Genomic DNA, 17370 nt, shown 5'->3' with positions numbered 1-17370 from the left:
ATTCCCATGGAAACAAAGCCCTGCGTCGGCAGCGGGCACACGGAGGTCGTTCCCGCCGCCCGGGGTGGGCGCGAGTCGACGTGGATCACCCTGCGGAAAGAAAAAAGCCCCGGGGTTATCCCCGGGGCCTTGCGCGCACGACCGACGCCTCAGGCGTCTCTGAGCGGGAAGCGGCGATCCGGGAAGAACAGACGCTGCAGCTCCTGACCCGGTTCGTCGGCGCGCATGAAGGCTTCGCCGACCAGGAAGGCGCGCACCTCGTTGATCTCCATCAGCTCCACGTCGGCACGATTGAGGATGCCGCTCTCGGTGATCACCAGGCGATCCTGGGGGATACGCGGCAAGAGATCGAGAGTGGTTTCCAGGCTGACCTCGAAGGTGTGCAGGTTGCGGTTGTTGACCCCCACCAGCGGGGTATCCAGCACCGTCAGGGCGCGCTCCAGCTCCGCACCATCATGCACCTCGACCAGCACGTCCAGGCCGACGTCCCTGGCCGTGGCGGCCAGTTCGCCCATCAGGCCGTCGTCCAGCGCGGCGACGATCAGCAGGATGCAGTCGGCACCGATGGCCCGGGCTTCCACCACCTGGATGGGGTCGATGAGGAAGTCCTTGCGGATCACCGGCAGCTGGCAGGCGGCGCGCGCCTGCTGCAGATAGGTGTTGCCACCCTGGAAGAAGTCCACGTCGGTCAGCACGCTCAGGCAGGTGGCCCCGCCCAGGGCGTAACTGTGGGCGATCTCGGCCGGCACGAAGTGTTCACGGATCACGCCCTTGCTCGGCGAGGCCTTCTTCACCTCGGCGATGATTGCTGCCTCCTTGCGCGCCACCTGGGCCTGCAGGGCGCGGGCGAAGCCGCGCGGGGCGTCGGCGGCACGGGCCTGGGCCTCGAGTTCGGCCAGGCTGGTCCGGGCCTTGAGCTGGGCGATCTCCTCGGCCTTGCGGGCCAGGATCTTCTGCAACACGGTTGGCACACTCACGGGCGACCCTCCTCGCGATAGACGGATGTGAAATGGGCGAGCTCGTCCAGCTTTTCCCGGGCCAGGCCGCTGTAGAGCGCATCGTGGGCCAAGAGTACCCCTTCATGCAGGCTGTGGGCGAGATCCGCGGCGTAGAGCGCCGCGCCGGCGTTGAGCACGATCATGTCAGCGGCCTTTTGCCCGGCCTCGGTCTTGCGTCGGCCGAGGGCGTCGCGGATCAGCGCCAGGGAGGCCTCGGGGCCGTCCACGGTGAGGCCGACCAGGGTCTGGCTCTTGATACCCAGATCCTCCGGCAGCACTTGGTATTCGCTGATGCTGCCGTCCTTGAGTTCGGCGACCTGGGTCGCCGCGGCCAGGCTGAATTCGTCCAGGCCGTCGCGGGAGTGCACCACCAGCACGTGGTGGCTGCCCAGGCGCTGCAGCACCTCGGCCAACGGCCGGCACAGCGCGGCACTGAACACCCCGACCACCTGGTGCCGGACACCGGCCGGATTGGTCAGGGGACCGAGCATGTTGAACAGGGTGCGCAGCCCCAGCGAGCGGCGCGGCCCGGCGGCGTGACGCATGGCGCTGTGGTGCGACTGGGCGAACATGAAGCCGACGCCCACCTGCTCGACGCAGCGGGCGATCTGCGCCGGAGTCAGCTCCAGGTAGATACCGGCGGCCTCTAGCAGATCGGCACTGCCGCTCTTGCCGGACACCGCGCGATTGCCGTGCTTGGCGACCTTGCCGCCCGCCGCCGCGACCACGAACACCGAGGCCGAGGAAACGTTGAAGATATTGGCGCCATCGCCGCCGGTACCGACCACGTCGACCACGTGATCGAGGGTCGGCAGCACCACCGGGGTGGCCAGCTCGCGCATCACGCTGACCGCGCCGCAGATCTCGTCGATGGTCTCGCTCTTGATGCGCATGCCCATGAGGAAGGCACCGATCTGCGCCTCGTCGGCGCCACCGGTCATGATCTGGCGCATCACCGCCTGCATCTCGGCCACGTTGAGGTCGAGTTGCCCGCTGATGCGATTCAGGGCCTGCTTGATGTCCATCTAGCGACGCCCTCCCTGCTGCTGGAGAAAGTTGGCCAGCAGGTCATGGCCATGTTCGGTGAGGATGGATTCGGGATGGAACTGCACCCCCTCGATCATGAATTCGCGGTGCCGCAGGCCCATGATCTCGTCCATGCTGCCGTCCGGATGCTGGGTCCAGGCGGTGATCTCCAGGCACTCGGGCAGGGTCTCGCGCTTGACCACCAGCGAGTGATAGCGGGTCACGGTGACGGGATTGGGCAGGCCGGCGAAGACGCCCTGGCCGTTGTGGTAGACCGGGCTGGTCTTGCCGTGCATCGGCTCGCGGGCCCGGACCACCTCGCCGCCAAAGGCCTGGCCCAGGCTCTGGTGCCCCAGGCAGACGCCCAGCACCGGCAGCTTGCCGGCGAAGCGCTCCAGGGTGGCCAGGGAGATGCCCGCCTCGTTGGGCGTGCAGGGACCGGGAGAGACGACGATGCGCTCCGGCGCCAGGTCTTCGAGCGCCTCGACCGGCAGCTCGTCGTTGCGCACCACCTTGACCTCGGCCCCCAGCTCGCCCAGGTACTGCACCAGGTTGTAGGTGAAGGAATCGTAGTTATCGAGCATCAGCAGCATGGTGGATTCCTCAGACGGACTGTTCGGCAAGGGTGACGGCGCGGAACATGGCGCGACGCTTGTTGAGGGTCTCCTCCCACTCCAGCGCCGGTACCGAGTCGGCGACGATCCCTGCCCCGGCCTGCACGTGCAGTTCGCCGTCCTTGATCACCGCGGTGCGGATGGCGATGGCGGTGTCCATGTTGCCGTTCCAGGCGAGGTAGCCCACGGCGCCGCCGTAGATGCCCCGCTTGACCGGCTCCAGTTCGTCGATGATCTCCATGGCGCGGATCTTCGGCGCCCCGGACAGGGTCCCGGCCGGCAGGATGGCGCGCAGGGCGTCCATGGCGGAGAGCTCGGGCTTGAGCCGACCGGTGACGTTGCTGACGATGTGCATCACGTTGGAATAGCGCTCGATGACCATCTTCTCGGTCAGGGTCACGCTGCCGGTGGTGGAGACCCGGCCCACGTCGTTGCGGCCCAGGTCGATCAGCATCAGGTGCTCGGCCAGCTCCTTGGCATCGGCCAGCAGATCGCGCTCCAAGGCCAGATCGGCTTCTTCGGTGGCGCCGCGCGGACGGGTCCCGGCGATGGGGCGCACGGTGATCTCGCCGTCCTCCACCCGCACCAGAACCTCGGGCGAACTGCCCACCACATGGAAGTCGCCGAAGTTGAAGAAATACATGTAGGGCGTGGGGTTGAAGCAGCGCAGTGCCCGATAGAGATCGATGGGCGCCGCCTGGAAGGCGATGGACATGCGCTGCGAGGGCACCACCTGCATGCAGTCGCCGGCCAGGATGTAGTCCTTGATACGCTGCACCGCGCCTTCGAAATCCTCGCGACTGAAGCTGGAACGAAAGCTCGGCTCCGGACCGGCCGGGGCGGCGAGATCCAGGCCGCGGCGCGGCACGATGGGCTGGCGCAGGCGGTCGAGGATGTCGGCCAAGCGCGCCTGGGCGACGCCGAAGGCGTCGGCCTCGTCCGGATCGGCCAGTACGATCGCGTGGATCTTGCCCGCCAGGTTGTCGAACACCACCACGGCATCGGACACCATCAGCAGGATGTCGGGCGTACCCAGCGGATCGGGATTGGGGCAGGCCGCCAGGCGCCGCTCCACGTAACGCACGCTGTCGTAGCCGAAGTAGCCCACCAGGCCACCGTTGAAGCGTGGCAGGCCATCCAGCGTCGGCACGCGATAGCGCGCCTTGAAGGCTTCGACGAAGGCCAGGGGATCGTCGCAGTGCTCGATCACCTCGACCTCGCGACCGGCCTCGCTGACCACCACGCGATGACCATGAACGCGCAGGACACGGCTGCACGGCAGACCGATGATGGAGTAACGCCCCCATTTCTCGCCGCCCTGCACCGATTCCAGGAGATAGGAATTGGGGCCGTCGGCCAGCTTCAGGTAGATGGACAGGGGGGTATCGAAGTCGGCCAGGGTTTCGAAGGCCAGGGGAATGCGGTTATAGCCTTGAGCGGCCAGGCGCAGGAAATCGTCGCGGGTCATGATCAGCCTCGTGGCGAAGAAAACGAAAGGTCGGGTGCACAGCGCGCCGGTCAGATACCGGCCAGGACGAAATCAGGCGCGCCAGCGCCAACGGGCCAGGGCCTTGATGACTTTCATCCATGCTCGCGAGGAGCCTGTGCGGGTGACCACCACGATGCGATCTCTTGCTCTTGAGGCGGGGGTTGAAGGGTCACGTTAGCCTAGCCGGCGCGGCATGGCAACCGGCCGGCCACCTCGGTGTGCTAGATGAACAGCTCGCGCAGATCGTCGACGACCAGATCCGGCTGCTCGTTGGCGATGGGCTCGCCATGGTTGTAGCCATAGCTCAGGGCCACGCAGCGCACCCCGGCGGCGCGGGCGGCGCGGATGTCGTTGCGCGAATCGCCGATGAACAGCGCGCGCTTGGCGGGCACATTGGCCTGCGCCAGCACATGGAGCAATCCGGCAGGATCGGGCTTCTGCTGCGGCAGGGTATCCCCGCCGACGATCCAGTCGAAATCGCCCAGGCCCATGTCGGCCAAGAGCGGCGCGACGAAGCGCTCCGGCTTGTTGGTGATCACCGCCAGCCGCACGCCCAGGGTGCGCAGCAACGCCAGGCTGTCCAGCACCCCCGGATAGACGCGGGTCAGGGCGTGGCTGCCGCCATAGAGCTCCATGAACAGCGCCAGCGCCTGGTCGGCGGCGGCCTCGTCCACGGCGTCGTGCTGCATGTCATCGGCCAGCGCGCGGCGCACCAGCACCCGGGCGCCGTTGCCGATCCACAGCCGCACCTTGTCCAGCCCCGCCGGCGCGCGGTCCAGGCGTTCGAGCATGGCGTCCACTGCCACGGCGAGATCGGGCGCGGAATCCAGCAGCGTGCCGTCGAGGTCGAACATCACCAGGGCGGGCGGATGCCCGCCGCCGAGCCGTACCAGGGCGCTCATACCGAGCGGGCCTTGGCCAGCTCGGCGCGCATCGCCTGGATCACCGCGGCGTAGTCCGCCTGGCCGAAGATGGCCGAGCCGGCGACGAAGGTGTCGGCACCCGCGCGGGCGATCTCGCCAATGTTCTTGACGTTGACCCCGCCATCGATCTCCAGCCGGATCGGCCGGCCGGAGGCATCGATCAGGGCGCGCGCCTCGCGCAACTTGTCCAGGGTGCCGGGAATGAATTTCTGGCCGCCGAAGCCGGGGTTGACGCTCATCAGCAGCACCATGTCGACCTTGTCCATCACGTACTTGAGCACGTCCAGCGAGGTGGCCGGATTGAACACCAGGCCGGCCCGGCAGCCGCCATCCTTGATCAGCTGCAGCGAGCGGTCGATGTGCTCGGAAGCCTCGGGGTGGAAGGTGATGTCGGTGGCGCCGGCTTCGATGAAGTCGCCGATGATGCGATCCACCGGCTTGACCATCAGGTGCACGTCGATGGGCGCGGTCACCCCGTAGTTGCGCAGCGCCTTGCAGACCATGGGACCGATGGTGAGGTTGGGCACATAGTGGTTGTCCATCACGTCGAAATGGACCATGTCGGCACCGGCGGCGAGGACCTTGTCGACTTCCTCGCCCAGGCGGGCGAAATCGGCGGACAGGATCGAAGGGGCGATGGCGAAGGGTTGCATGGGATAGCCTCGGCGAAGGTTGAGGAGCGGCATTGTAACGGAGATCCGTCTGCGGCTCGGGCGTTCCCGCTGCCCCGACGGGGCGAACGGCGGTAGGCTCGCCAGGGTCAACCGTGCCCCTGTCGAGGATTCCCGTCGATGTCGTCGCCCGCCCTGCTGCCGCTCTGCCTCCTCCTGCTCGGCCTCGCCGCCCCGGTGCGTGCCGAAGAAGCGCCCACCCCGGCGCCGGAACCGCCTGCGGCTCCCGCCGCCCTGGCGCCAGCGTTGACGCGCAGTCAGGAGCAGCAGCAGGCGCTGATGCGGCAGTTGCCCGCCGAGCAGCAGAAGACCCTGCAGGCCGGCGACGAGTCCTTTCTTGCCCTGCTGGTGCCCGCCGCCCGGGCCAAGGCCAGCGGGACGGTGGTGCTGGTGCCGGGCGACGGCGAATCGGCCGACTGGCCCAATGTCGTGGCGCCCGTGCGCCAGCAGTTGCCCACCTTTGGCTGGCAGACCATCAGTCTGAGCCTGCCCGACCCCTATGACCCGGTGGTGGCGATCGAACGCGATACCGCCCCGGCGGACACCGACGCCCAGGCCAACAGCGAGCAGACGGCACCGCCGGTAACCGGTGGCAGCGGCACGGCGCCCGCCGCCCCGACCCAGGCCGAAGCCGGCAGCGGCGAACCGGCCCAGGCGGCGGTCGCGCCGGTCGATCCCGAAGCCGCGGCCAATGCCCAGGCCACCCAGGTGCTGGCCCGCATCGCCGCTGGCATCGACCTGGCACTGCAACAGGGCGCCAACCCCATCGTACTGGTTGGCCACGGCACCGGCGCCTATTGGGCCGCGCGCTATCTGGCGGAAAAGGAACCGGCCGAGGTCAGGCAACTGGTGCTCATCGACGGTCGCGAGCCCCAGGGGCTGCCGCCGCGGCTGGACGCCACCATGGGCAAGACCGATCTGCAGATCGCCGACCTGGTCCATGCACCCGGACCGGCCGCCCAACGGCGCAAGGAGCGCGCGGCGCAAAAGGCCAACAAGAGCTATCGGCAGATCGACCTGCCGGTGATTCCCGGCGACCGCGCCGCGGAGCAGGAGCAGACCGTCCGCCGGCTGCGCGCCTGGCTGGATCGCCTGCCACCGGCCGCTAGCGGAAGCCCCGCCGCCTCTTGATCACCTGGTAGGCGGCATGCAGCTCGGCGGTACGCTGGGCAGCGGCATAGACCGCCGGCTGGCCCGCTCCGGCACCGGCCTTCTTGTCGGGGTGGTGGCGGGAGAGCAGCCGCCGATAGGCCTGCTTGACCGTGGCGGCGTCGGCGTCATCGGTAACGCCGAGCAATTGCAGCGCCTTGCGATACTTCTCCTCGCCGCTAGGCTGGCGCGGCGCCGCCTGCACCGGCGGCTGCAGGGCCAGCACCTGGGCTTCGGCCAGGCCCATCGCCTGCCCCCAGCCGAGGATCTCGTCGCGATCGCCGGGGCGCACGCTGCCGCTGATCCAGACCATGCGCCAGCAGGCGCGCAGGATGCTCTCGCTGCGCTCGCTGAGACGCTGCAGGTCGGTCGTCGACGGCAGGGTGCCGCCCTTGCCCTGCTCGAAGGCGGCGATGGCTTTCTTGCGGTCGTCGGCGCCCAGCCCCAGGCGCTCGATCTCACCTTCGGCCTGGCGGATGTGGGCCGTCAGCACCCGGCCGCCGCGCTTGGCCAGGCGACCGAGCATCTGGAATTGCGCCTGATGCTCGAAGCGCCCGGGGCGCCCCTGCCAGCGCGCCTTCCAGCCCGCGAGGGAAGTCAGCCCCAGCTGGCGCTCGCCGGCATGGGCGAGCAGCGCCACCAGTAGCGCGCCGGGAATGCTGGCCACGGCCCAGCCGGCCAGGAAGCCCAGCACCGTCAGCGGCCAGAACCAGACTTTCAAGAAGCCGTCCCGAACAGCCGCTCCGCTTCCGCCAGGCGCTCCAGGGTGCCTACGTCCACCCAGCGACCGTCCAGCCCCTGGCCCGAGACCTGTCCGGCGGCAATGGCGGGGCGCAACACGTCCACCAGCTTGAAGGCCCCGGCCGTGCGCTCGGCGAACAGCTGCGGATGCAGCACGGCGATACCGCTGTAGGTGAGCTTTTCCGGGGCATCCAGGGTGATCCGCCCGCCCACCAGACCGAAGTCGCCGCCCGGGTGATGCAGCGGATTGGCGGCCAGCACCAGGTGCGCCAGGCAACCGGCTGGCAGGGCCAGGGTGCCGAAGGCGAAATCGGTGCGGATATCGCCGTTGACCAGTACGAAGGGCGCACTGCCCAGCAGCGGCAACGCGCGAAAGATCCCGCCCCCGGTCTCCAGCGGCTCCCCTTCGGCAGAGAAGCGGATGGTGACCCCTAATTGGCTGCCATCGCCCAGGGCGGCTTCCAGCTGGGCGCCCAGCCAGGCGTGATTGATCACCAGCTCGGTAATGCCTGCCGCCGCCAGCGCCCGGATGTGATGCTCGATCAGCGGCCGACCGTTCACCTCGATCAGCGGCTTGGGCAGGCTCAGCGTCAGCGGTCGCATCCGCTCGCCCTTGCCCGCCGCCAGGATCATGGCCTTCATGCGTCGGCTCGCTCAGCGTGCAGCTCGTCCAGCAGCGCGCCCAAGTCAGCCAGCTCCGATCGCCGCGCCACCACGGTGCGGATGTAGGCAAGGAAGCGCGGGGTGTCGGCGACGTAGCGCGGCTTGCCATCGCGATGCCAGATGCGGGCGAAGATGCCCATCACCTTGAGGTGGCGCTGCACGCCCATCAGATCCGAGGCGCGCTGGAAATCGGCGAAGTCGGCCTGCACCGGGATGCCGGCGGCCCGTGCCTGCTCCCAGTAGCCCAGCAGCCAGCGCTGCACCAGCGGCTCGGGCCAGCTGAGGAAGGCATCCTTGAACAGGCTGGTGATGTCATAGGTCACCGGTCCGATGACCGCATCCTGGAAGTCCAGCACGCCCGGATTGGGCGTGCTGAGCATCAGGTTGCGCGGCATGAAGTCCCGGTGCACCAGCACCTGGGGTTGCGCCAGGGCGCTGTCGATCAGCCGGTCGCAGACGGCCTGCCAGCGTTCGAGCTGACTGGCGCTGAAGGTCGTGTCCAGTTCGCGACCCACGTACCACTCCGGAAACAGGCTCAGCTCGCGGGCGAGCAGAGCCCTGTCGTAGAGCGGCAGGCTGCCGTTCGTCGGTTGCTTGTCCTGGAAAGCCAGCAAGGCCTCGATGGCCGCCTGGAAATAATCGCCGGCATTGGCCGCATTGATCACCTCCAGGTAGGTCAGGGTGCCGAGATCGCTCAGCAGCAGGAATCCCCGCTCCAGATCCTGGGCCAGGATGCGCGGGACATGGACCCCGGCTTCAGCCAGCAGCGCGGCCACCCGGACGAACGGACGGCAGTCCTCCTGCGGCGGCGGCGCATCCATCACGATCAGGCTGCGGCCCTCGCCCGCCCAGCGGAAATAACGGCGAAAGCTGGCATCGCTGCTGGCCGCGGTCAGGCTACCCTTGGGCACCTCGCCCCAGGCCTGCTCCCGGAAAATTTCCGGTAAAACGGTGGTCAGCCAGTCTTCTATCTGGTTTAAGCGAACATCTTCAGTCATTTACAGCGGATCCCTCGGCCCTAGCCGATGCGCAGGTCATGTTTTATTATCCGCTATCTTTTTGAGCCCATCGAGAGGCCGCGGCCCCTTAATGGCCGGCGTGCAGGACGACTTTAAGGATGGCCGTGAAAACCCCCGCGTTTCGCAGAAAATTTCCCCTCTTGGTAACCGGCAGCCTGCTCGCCATGCAGCCCGTCACCGCCCTTATCGCCGCCCCCGCCGAGCAGTTCAGCTGTAGCGCCGGAGCCGGCGGTGGCTGGTCGTGCAATACCCAGGCACCGACCGCGGCCATCCCACCCCGTCCCAGCAAGGGCGAAACTCAGGGTGTCGCCGCCGAACCTGCCGCGCGCAAGGGCGACGCTGCCGTGCTGGTGACCGAGAGCAAGGGCCGCGCCCTGAAGTCCCGCAGCGCCGACTACAGTCACCTGGACTGGGTCCCGCGCGACCAGTTGACCCCGGCCCAGTTGGCCGAGACCGGTCCCTATTGCAGTGGTGCCTATGTCGAGCCGCAGCGTCCGGGCATGTACGACGACACCCCGACCGCCAAGGCCCCGACCTACATCTCCGCCAAGGCCTCGCGCTACGAGCAGGAGCAGCAGGTCGCCACCCTGGCCGGTGACGTGGTGCTGCGCCAGGGCGGCATGCAGGTGGAATCCCAGGAAGCCAACCTGCATCAGCTGGAAAACCGCGGCGAACTCAAGGGCAACGTCAAATTCCGCGACAACGGCCTGCTGATGGTCGGCGACAAGGCCGATCTGCAGCTGGACAACGGCCAGGTCCAGGTCGACAACGCCGAATTCGTCATGCACCAGAGCCGCGCCCGCGGCAGCGCGCTCTACGCCAAGCGCGGCGACGACGCCATCATCCGCCTCAAGGATGGTACCTACACCACCTGCGAACCGGGCAGCAACGCCTGGCAGGTCAAGGGCAACACCGTCACCCTGAACCCGGCCACAGGCCTCGGCTACGCGACCAACGCCACGCTGCGGGTCAAGGACATCCCGGTCCTCTATACGCCGTTCATCTATTTCCCGATCGACGACCGTCGGCAGTCCGGTTTCCTGGCGCCCTCGATCAGTACCTCCAGCGACACCGGCTTCGCGATCACCACGCCCTACTACTTCAACCTGGCGCCCAACTACGACGCCACCCTCTATCCGCGCTACATGGCCAAGCACGGCCTGCAGACCGAGGGCGACTTCCGCTACCTGACCCGCAGCAGCGAAGGCGAGGTCTACGGCTCCTACCTCAAGGACACCGACCCGGAGCACGAGGGCGAACCGGAAGCCACCGACAACCGCTGGCTGTACGGCTGGAAGAATCGCAGCGGCCTCGATTCGCGCCTGATGGCCGAGGTGGACTACACCCGCATCAGCGACCCCTACTACTTCCAGGACCTGGACACCGACCTCGGCATCAACAAGCCGACCTACGTCAACCAGCAGGGTCGCCTGACCTACCGTGGCGATACCTTCGTCGCCGGCCTCAACGCCCAGGCCTATCAGCTGGCTACCGTCTCCGACGTGACGCCCTACAACCGCCTGCCGCAGCTGACCCTGAGCGGCGCCCTGCCCTACAACCCGGGCGGCCTGGACTTCACCTACGACACCGAGGCGGTGCGCTTCACCCGCAGCTTCGACGACAACACCTACTTCGACCTGGACGACAACGGCAACCGCACCAACGTGCGCAACCGCCCGGACGTCAACCTGTTCGGCCTGACCCGCGCCGAAGGCAATCGCTACCACGTCGAGCCGGGCATTGCCCGTCCGATGACCGCGTCCTGGGGCTTCCTGACGCCGTCGCTGCGCTATGCCTACACCCGCTACGACCTGGATCTGGACAGCACCGGCCAGAACGACCTGAACTCGCCGCTGGTCGGCGGTAGCCGTCGTGCCGCGGCCGGTTCCAGCGTGACCAGCTTCAACGACAGCCCGACCCGCTCGGTGCCGATCTTCAGCCTCGACAGCGGCCTCTACTTCGACCGCACCTCGAATCTGTTCGGCGAAGGCGGCAAGCAGACCCTGGAACCCCGCGCCAAGTACCTCTACGTACCCAACCGCGACCAGGACGATCTGCCGGTGTTCGATACTGGCGAATACACCTTCAGCTACAGCTCGCTGTGGCGCGACAACCGCTTCACCGGTCGCGACCGCATCGGCGACGCCAACCAGCTGGCCCTGGGTGCCACCAGCCGCTTCATCGAGCCCAACGGCTTCGAGCGCGCCAACGTGAGCTTCGGCCAGCTGTTCTACTTCCGCGACCGCGAAGTGCAGCTGCCCGGCCTGACCAAGGACGACCTGGCCTACGCCCGCAGCCTGGGGCAGAACATCGACAATCCCCAGGCCACCACCTCGCGCTCGCCCTATGCCCTGGCCGGCATGTATCGCTTCAACCGCGACTGGCGCGTGAACGGCGAATTCAACTGGGATCCGACCCTGCACCAGACGGACTCCGGCAGCGTCATGTTCCACTACCAGCCGGAAGCCGAGCCGGGCAAGATCCTCAACGTCGGCTATCGCTATCGTGACAACGTCCGGGTGTTCGATCCGAACTTCGGCCGCTTCACCTACAACAGCGACGACTACAAGGTCGACCAGCATGACATCTCCTTCATCTGGCCGATCGTGCCCCAGTGGTCCGCGATTGCCCGCTGGCAGTTCGACTACAACAAGAGCCGTACCCTCGAAGCCTTCGGTGGCTTCGAATACGACAACTGCTGCTGGAAGCTGCGCCTGATCAGCCGCTACTGGCTCAAGAGCGAAGACGACGTCTTCTACACCGCCCAGAGTTCCGAAGCCGATCGCGGGATCTTCCTGCAGATCGTGCTCAAGGGACTTGGCAACGTCTTCGGCGGCAAGACCGAAGGCTTCCTGGACAGAGGCATTCAAGGCTATCGTGAACGTGAAGACCAAGCTATGTAACGCCCTGCGCCCGCTCGCCCTGGGCGCGGCGCTCGCTCTCTCCCCTCTGGCTCAGGCTGCCGTGGTTCCGCTGGATAAGGTCGTGGCCATCGTCGACAACGACGTGGTCATGCAGAGCCAGCTCGATCAGCGACTCAACGAGGTCAAGCAGAACATCACCCGCCGCGGTGCCGCGGCGCCGCCGGAAAGCGAGCTGCGCCAGCAGGTGCTCGAACGGCTGATCCTGGAAGACATCCAGATGCAGCTGGCCGGGCGCATGGGCGTGAAGATCTCCGACGAGGAACTCAACCAGGCCGTGGCCACCATCGCTCAGCGCAATGGCCTGAGCGTGGCCGACTTCCGCCAGGCCCTGGCCCGCGACGGTCTCTCCTACGACGCCGCCCGCGAGCAGGTCCGCCGCGAGATGATGATCAGCCGGGTGCGTCAGCGTCAGGTCGGTCAGCGCGTGCAGGTCACCCAGCAGGAGGTGCAGAACTTCCTCGCCTCGGACCTGGGCAAGCTGCAGCTGTCCGAAGAGTATCGCCTGGCCAACATCCTGATCCCGGTGGCGGACAACGCCGGCACCGCCGGTCTCGACGCCGCCGCGCGCCAGGCCCAGGACACCTACAACCAGCTGCGCCAGGGCGCCGACTTCAACCAGCTGGCCATCGCCCGCTCGGCCGGTGACAACGCCCTCGACGGCGGCGAGATCGGCTGGCGCAAGGCCGCCCAGCTGCCCCCGCCCTTCGACCGCCTGATCGGCAGCGTCGGCGTCGGCGGCATCACCCAGCCGGTGCGCGTACCCGGCGGCTTCGTGATCCTCAAGGTGGAGGAGAAGCGCGGCGGCGAGGCCAGTATCGTCGACGAGGTGCACGTCCGGCACATCCTGCTCAAGCCCAATGCCGTGCGCAGCGATGCCGAAACCCAGCGCCTCGCCGCGCGCCTGCGCGAGCGCATCCAGAACGGCGAGAGCTTCGCCACCCTGGCCAAGAGCTTCTCGGAAGACCCGGGCTCGGCACTCAATGGCGGCGACCTGGGCTGGATCAATCCGGAATCCCTGGTCCCGGAATTCCGCGAGGTGATGAACAACTCGCCGGTCAACCAGCTGTCGCAGCCGTTCCGCACCGCCTTCGGCTGGCACATCCTGGAAGTCCTGGGCCGTCGGGCCACCGACAACACCCAGCAGGCGCGCGAGCAGCAGGCATTGAATCTCCTGCGTAGCCGCAAGTACGACCAGGAACTGCAGACCTGGTTGCGCCAGATCCGCGACGAAGCCTACGTCGAGATCAAGCAGTAACCGCAAGGCCGCAGGCACCCCCTGCGGCCTTCCTGTTTCCGGAGCCCGCCATGGCCCTGCGCTTCGCCCTGACCCCCGGTGAGCCCGCCGGCATCGGTCCCGACCTCTGCCTGCTGCTGGCCCGCGTGGCCCAGCCCCACGCCCTGATCGCCATCGCCAGCCGTGACCTCCTGGCCGCTCGCGCGATCGAGCTGGGACTCGCCATCGACCTCATCGAGGTCGCTCCCGCGGCCTGGCCCGACCGCCCGGCACCCGCCGGTGCGCTCTATGTCTGGGATACCCCGCTGGGTGCCCCGGTGGTGACCGGCCAGCTCGATACCGCCAATGCCGCCTATGTCCTGGACACCCTGACCCGCGCCGGCCAGGGCTGTCTCGACGACACCTTTGCCGGAATGATCACCGCGCCGGTGCACAAGGGCGTGATCAACGACGGTGGCGTGGCCTTTTCCGGCCACACCGAATTTCTCGCCGAGCTGACCCACACTTCCCAGGTGGTGATGCTGCTGGCGACCGCCGGCCTGAGAGTGGCCCTGGTCACCACCCATCTGCCACTGCGCGAGGTGGCCGATGCCATCGATCGCCAGACCCTGCTGGACGTGACCCGCATCCTGCATGGCGATCTGCAGCGCTACTTCGGTGTGGCCCGGCCGCGCATCCTGGTCTGCGGTCTCAATCCCCACGCCGGCGAAGGCGGTCACCTGGGCCGTGAAGAGATCGAGATCATCGAGCCGGCGCTGGACAGCCTGCGTGCCGAAGGCCTCGACCTCATCGGGCCGCTGCCCGCCGACACCCTCTTCACGCCCAAGCACCTCGAGCACTGCGACGCGGTCCTGGCCATGTACCACGACCAGGGCCTGCCGGTGCTCAAGCACAAGGGTTTCGGCGCCGCGGTCAACGTGACCCTGGGCCTGCCGATCATCCGCACCTCGGTCGATCATGGCACGGCCCTCGACCTGGCCGGCAGCGGGCGCATCGATACCGGCAGTCTGAAGGTCGCCCTGGAGACTGCCTACAGCATGGCGGCCCATCGCCGTTCGGTGACCTAAGCGGCTATTCATAACCTCGCGAGCGAGAGCCAAACGAGGCGAAAAGCCCTGGGGAAGCGGAGTTTACGCATGGTAAATGAGCACTCCGCAGGTCTTTTCAACGCAGTTTGGCCGACGCGCAGCAGGTTATGAACAGGCGCTAAGCGCTCCGGTGACGGTAAAGGGTCTGCTAAACTGGTGGGTCTTTGCCGTCTTGAAATCGCAGGCCCGCTGCCTGCGCCGGAGCACCTGATGACCGAGCTCTACCAACACCGCGCCCGCAAGAGGTTCGGCCAGAACTTCCTGCACGACGCCGGGGTGATCCACCGCATCCTGCGCGCCATCCACGGGCGACCCGGCGAGCGCCTGCTGGAAATCGGGCCGGGCCAGGGCGCCCTGACCGAAGGCCTGCTCGGCAGTGGCGCCCGGCTCGACGTCATCGAGCTGGACCAGGACCTGATTCCCCTGCTCCGACTCAAGTTCGGCCTCAATCCGCTGTTCACCCTGCATCAGGGTGACGCCATGAAGTACGACCTCTCCAGCATCGCCGCCGGCGATCGGCTGCGGGTAGTGGGCAACCTGCCCTACAACATCTCCACACCGCTGATCTTCCATCTGCTCAGCTTCGCCAACATCATCGCCGACATGCACTTCATGCTGCAGAAGGAAGTGGTGGAACGCCTGGCCGCGGTGCCCGGCAATGGCGACTGGGGTCGGCTGTCGATCATGGTGCAGTACCACTGCCGCGTGGAGCATCTGTTCAACGTCGGTCCGGGCGCCTTCAATCCGCCGCCCAAGGTAGATTCTGCCATCGTGCGCCTGGTGCCCCACACCGAGCGCCCCCATGTGGCGCGTGATCCGGTGCTGCTCGAGCGCGTCGTCCGCGAGGCCTTCGGCCAGCGGCGCAAGACCCTCAGGAACACCCTCAAGGGCACCCTGGACAGCGCCGCCATCGAAGCCGCCGACGTCGACCCGGGGCTGCGTCCGGAGCAGCTGGACCTGGCCGCCTATGTGCGCCTGGCCAACCAGCTGGCGTCCAGCTGAAGCCCTTCCATCCGTATCTGCCGAGAATCCTTTCGTGACCGAGCCCGATCCGCGCTACCTCATCACCGTGCAGGTCACCACCCGCTACCTGCCCGAACAATCCAGCGCCAGCCAGGAGCGCTACGCTTTCGCCTACGACGTGAGCATCCGCAATGACGGCCAGCTGCCGGCGCAGCTGCTCAGCCGCCACTGGATCATCACCGACGGCAATGGCGAGGCGCAGGAAGTGCGCGGCCCGGGCGTGGTGGGCGAGCAGCCGCTGATCGCGCCGGGCGAAACCCACAGCTATTCCAGCGGCACCCTGATGCCGACCCAGGTGGGCAGCATGAGGGGCAGCTACCAGATGGTCGCCAGCGATGGCCATACCTTCGAGGCCACCATCCCCACCTTCCGCCTGGCCGTACCCGGCTCGCTGCACTAGGAGTCCCGATGACGCTGTACGCCGTTGGCGACCTGCAAGGTTGCCTCGACCCGCTCAAATGCCTCCTCGACGAGGTCCGCTTCGATCCCGCGCAGGACCGCCTCTGGCTGGTGGGTGATCTGGTCAACCGCGGACCTCAGTCCCTGGAAACCCTGAGATACCTGTACGGGATGCGCGATTCGCTGGTCAGCGTCCTGGGCAATCACGACCTGCACCTGCTGGCGGTGGCCTTCGGCGGCGCCAGGCTGAAGAAACAGGACACCCTGAGCGACATCCTCGCCGCACCCGACCGCGACGAGTTGCTACATTGGCTGCGCCACCTGCCGCTGATTCAGCACGATGCCGGGCGCAACTGCGTACTGGTCCACGCCGGTCTGCCGCCGCAATGGATGCTGGCCCAGGCCATGAGCCTGGCTGGCGAAGTGGAAGCCGTGTTGCGCGATGACCAGGCCCATGTGCCCTTTCTCGAGCAGATGTATGGCAACGAGCCGGCGCTCTGGCAAGATGAGCTGCAGGGCCAGGAGCGCCTGCGCCTGATCACCAACTACCTGACGCGCATGAGATTCTGCAGCCCGGAAGGTCGTCTGGAATTCAAGAGCAAGGAAGGCCTGGACAGCGCGCCGGCCGGTTTCGCCCCCTGGTTCAGCCACGATCATCGGCTGACCCGCGACGTGCGCATCCTGTTCGGCCACTGGGCCGCGCTCAAGGGTCGCTGCGCGGCGCCCAATGTCGAGGCGCTCGACAGCGGCTGCGTCTGGGGCGGCGACATGACCCTGCTCGACGTCGACGGCAACCGCCGTCATCTCTGCAGTTGCAAGGAGAAGAAATGAGCGAATTCACCTGTATCTCCCCCGAACGGGCGCTGGAACTGCGCAGCGAGGGTGCGCGGATCGTCGACATCCGCGATCCGCACAGCTACGCCACCCTGCACGTCGCCGGCGCCCAGCGCCTCGACAACCAGAACATCCACGACTTCATCGCCGCCGCCGATCTCGACGCACCGCTGCTGGTGTTCTGCTACCACGGCCACTCCAGCCAGAGCGCGGCGGCCTTTCTGGCCGGCCAGGGCTTCAGCCAGGTCTACAGCGTCGACGGCGGCTTCGAAAACTGGCGCACCCGCTATCCCGAGCAGACCGAAAGTGGCGAGGCCGTTTAACACAACGGCTTGACGTTGTGGTTACAAGAATAAACCGAATTGGCTCTTCCACATCTCGCAGATAGGACTATTCTGGAATCAGGCCCTCCGGAAACGGCGGGTTCGATAACCGGCTTTGGACCATCGGTGTAACCACTGGAGATTCGGGGGAATTCCAGGGGGACCGTTTCCATCGGTCTCCTTCGTGCGTCTCTCGAAACCCAACCCTACTTCTGCAGGCGGATCGATTAGGCAAGACGACAACGAAGGTAT

17 protein-coding genes are annotated in these 17370 nt (G+C 67.1%); 8 read left to right on the top strand and 9 right to left on the bottom strand.

Annotated elements, in window-relative coordinates; all coding sequences use genetic code 11:
* Positions 1-149: 149 nt before the first annotated feature.
* The 6 genes from trpC to rpe form a co-directional block, all read right to left on the bottom strand.
* Positions 150-977 carry an indole-3-glycerol phosphate synthase TrpC gene (trpC, locus tag QE393_RS21870; protein WP_273805781.1) on the bottom strand — a complete coding sequence of 276 codons (828 nt, stop codon included), beginning with the start codon at positions 975-977 and terminating at the stop codon, positions 150-152.
* Complete coding sequence (trpD, locus tag QE393_RS21865) at positions 974-2023, bottom strand: anthranilate phosphoribosyltransferase (protein ID WP_145154087.1); 1050 nt, start codon at positions 2021-2023, stop codon at positions 974-976. Before trpD ends, trpC begins: the two co-directional genes overlap by 4 nt.
* Entirely contained in the window at positions 2024-2617 is a 594-nt protein-coding gene (locus QE393_RS21860) for an aminodeoxychorismate/anthranilate synthase component II (RefSeq protein WP_273805780.1), read from the bottom strand.
* A gap of 10 nt (positions 2618-2627) precedes the next feature.
* Positions 2628-4106, bottom strand: a complete 1479-nt coding sequence (gene trpE / locus QE393_RS21855; protein WP_310045589.1) for an anthranilate synthase component I — start codon at positions 4104-4106, stop codon at positions 2628-2630.
* A 242-nt stretch (positions 4107-4348) separates the two neighbouring features.
* On the bottom strand, positions 4349-5029 hold the full coding sequence (locus tag QE393_RS21850) for a phosphoglycolate phosphatase (RefSeq protein ID WP_310045588.1): 681 nt from the start codon (positions 5027-5029) through the stop codon (positions 4349-4351).
* On the bottom strand, positions 5026-5703 hold the full coding sequence (rpe, locus tag QE393_RS21845; protein ID WP_273805778.1) for a ribulose-phosphate 3-epimerase: 678 nt from the start codon (positions 5701-5703) through the stop codon (positions 5026-5028). The genes QE393_RS21850 and rpe overlap by 4 nt, the downstream gene beginning before the upstream one ends.
* Before the next feature lie 138 nt (positions 5704-5841).
* Between rpe and QE393_RS21840 the strand changes: the two genes are divergently transcribed.
* Entirely contained in the window at positions 5842-6852 is a 1011-nt protein-coding gene (locus tag QE393_RS21840) for a DUF3530 family protein (RefSeq protein ID WP_273805777.1), read from the top strand.
* Here QE393_RS21840 and QE393_RS21835 read toward each other — a convergent pair.
* Genes QE393_RS21835 through QE393_RS21825 form a run of 3 tightly spaced genes read right to left on the bottom strand, consistent with a single transcriptional unit; the run spans position 6827 to position 9272 of the window.
* A complete protein-coding gene (locus QE393_RS21835; protein WP_310045587.1) occupies positions 6827-7591 on the bottom strand; it encodes a DnaJ domain-containing protein in 765 nt (254 codons plus the stop codon). The genes QE393_RS21840 and QE393_RS21835 overlap by 26 nt on opposite strands.
* Positions 7588-8253 (bottom strand): N-acetylmuramate alpha-1-phosphate uridylyltransferase MurU, encoded by a 666-nt coding sequence (gene murU, locus QE393_RS21830; protein ID WP_310045586.1) that lies wholly within the window; start codon positions 8251-8253, stop codon positions 7588-7590. The genes QE393_RS21835 and murU overlap by 4 nt, the downstream gene beginning before the upstream one ends.
* Entirely contained in the window at positions 8250-9272 is a 1023-nt protein-coding gene (locus tag QE393_RS21825; RefSeq protein ID WP_273805774.1) for an aminoglycoside phosphotransferase family protein, read from the bottom strand. Before QE393_RS21825 ends, murU begins: the two co-directional genes overlap by 4 nt.
* 119 nt (positions 9273-9391) lie before the next feature.
* Here QE393_RS21825 and QE393_RS21820 point away from each other — a divergent pair, with 119 nt between their 5' ends.
* The 7 genes from QE393_RS21820 to glpE all read left to right on the top strand — a co-directional run bounded on the left by QE393_RS21820 (position 9392) and on the right by glpE (position 17118).
* Positions 9392-12196: an LPS-assembly protein LptD gene (locus QE393_RS21820; RefSeq protein WP_273805773.1), complete on the top strand. Its 2805-nt coding sequence runs from the start codon at positions 9392-9394 to the stop codon at positions 12194-12196.
* Complete coding sequence (locus tag QE393_RS21815; protein WP_273805822.1) at positions 12177-13472, top strand: peptidylprolyl isomerase; 1296 nt, start codon at positions 12177-12179, stop codon at positions 13470-13472. Before QE393_RS21820 ends, QE393_RS21815 begins: the two co-directional genes overlap by 20 nt.
* 50 nt (positions 13473-13522) lie before the next feature.
* The gene (pdxA, locus tag QE393_RS21810; protein ID WP_273805772.1) at positions 13523-14518 is read left to right on the top strand and encodes a 4-hydroxythreonine-4-phosphate dehydrogenase PdxA; all 996 of its coding nucleotides are present in this window, start codon (positions 13523-13525) and stop codon (positions 14516-14518) included.
* 231 nt (positions 14519-14749) lie between these two features.
* Complete coding sequence (gene rsmA / locus QE393_RS21805; RefSeq protein ID WP_310045585.1) at positions 14750-15541, top strand: 16S rRNA (adenine(1518)-N(6)/adenine(1519)-N(6))-dimethyltransferase RsmA; 792 nt, start codon at positions 14750-14752, stop codon at positions 15539-15541.
* 34 nt (positions 15542-15575) lie between these two features.
* The gene (gene apaG / locus QE393_RS21800) at positions 15576-15962 is read left to right on the top strand and encodes a Co2+/Mg2+ efflux protein ApaG (protein ID WP_280308395.1); all 387 of its coding nucleotides are present in this window, start codon (positions 15576-15578) and stop codon (positions 15960-15962) included.
* A gap of 8 nt (positions 15963-15970) precedes the next feature.
* Positions 15971-16792 carry a symmetrical bis(5'-nucleosyl)-tetraphosphatase gene (locus tag QE393_RS21795; RefSeq protein ID WP_310045584.1) on the top strand — a complete coding sequence of 274 codons (822 nt, stop codon included), beginning with the start codon at positions 15971-15973 and terminating at the stop codon, positions 16790-16792.
* Positions 16789-17118: a thiosulfate sulfurtransferase GlpE gene (gene glpE / locus QE393_RS21790; protein WP_133861949.1), complete on the top strand. Its 330-nt coding sequence runs from the start codon at positions 16789-16791 to the stop codon at positions 17116-17118. The genes QE393_RS21795 and glpE overlap by 4 nt, the downstream gene beginning before the upstream one ends.
* The last annotated feature ends 252 nt before the right edge of the window (positions 17119-17370 follow it).

Origin of the sequence: Pseudomonas sp. SORGH_AS_0211 (genome assembly GCF_031453455.1) — a bacterium.
In the GTDB taxonomy this organism is placed as follows: Bacteria; Pseudomonadota; Gammaproteobacteria; order Pseudomonadales; family Pseudomonadaceae; genus Chryseomonas; species Chryseomonas aestiva.
Note: the sequence above shows the minus strand (reverse complement) of the source record. Positions and strands in the feature narration are given on the sequence as shown.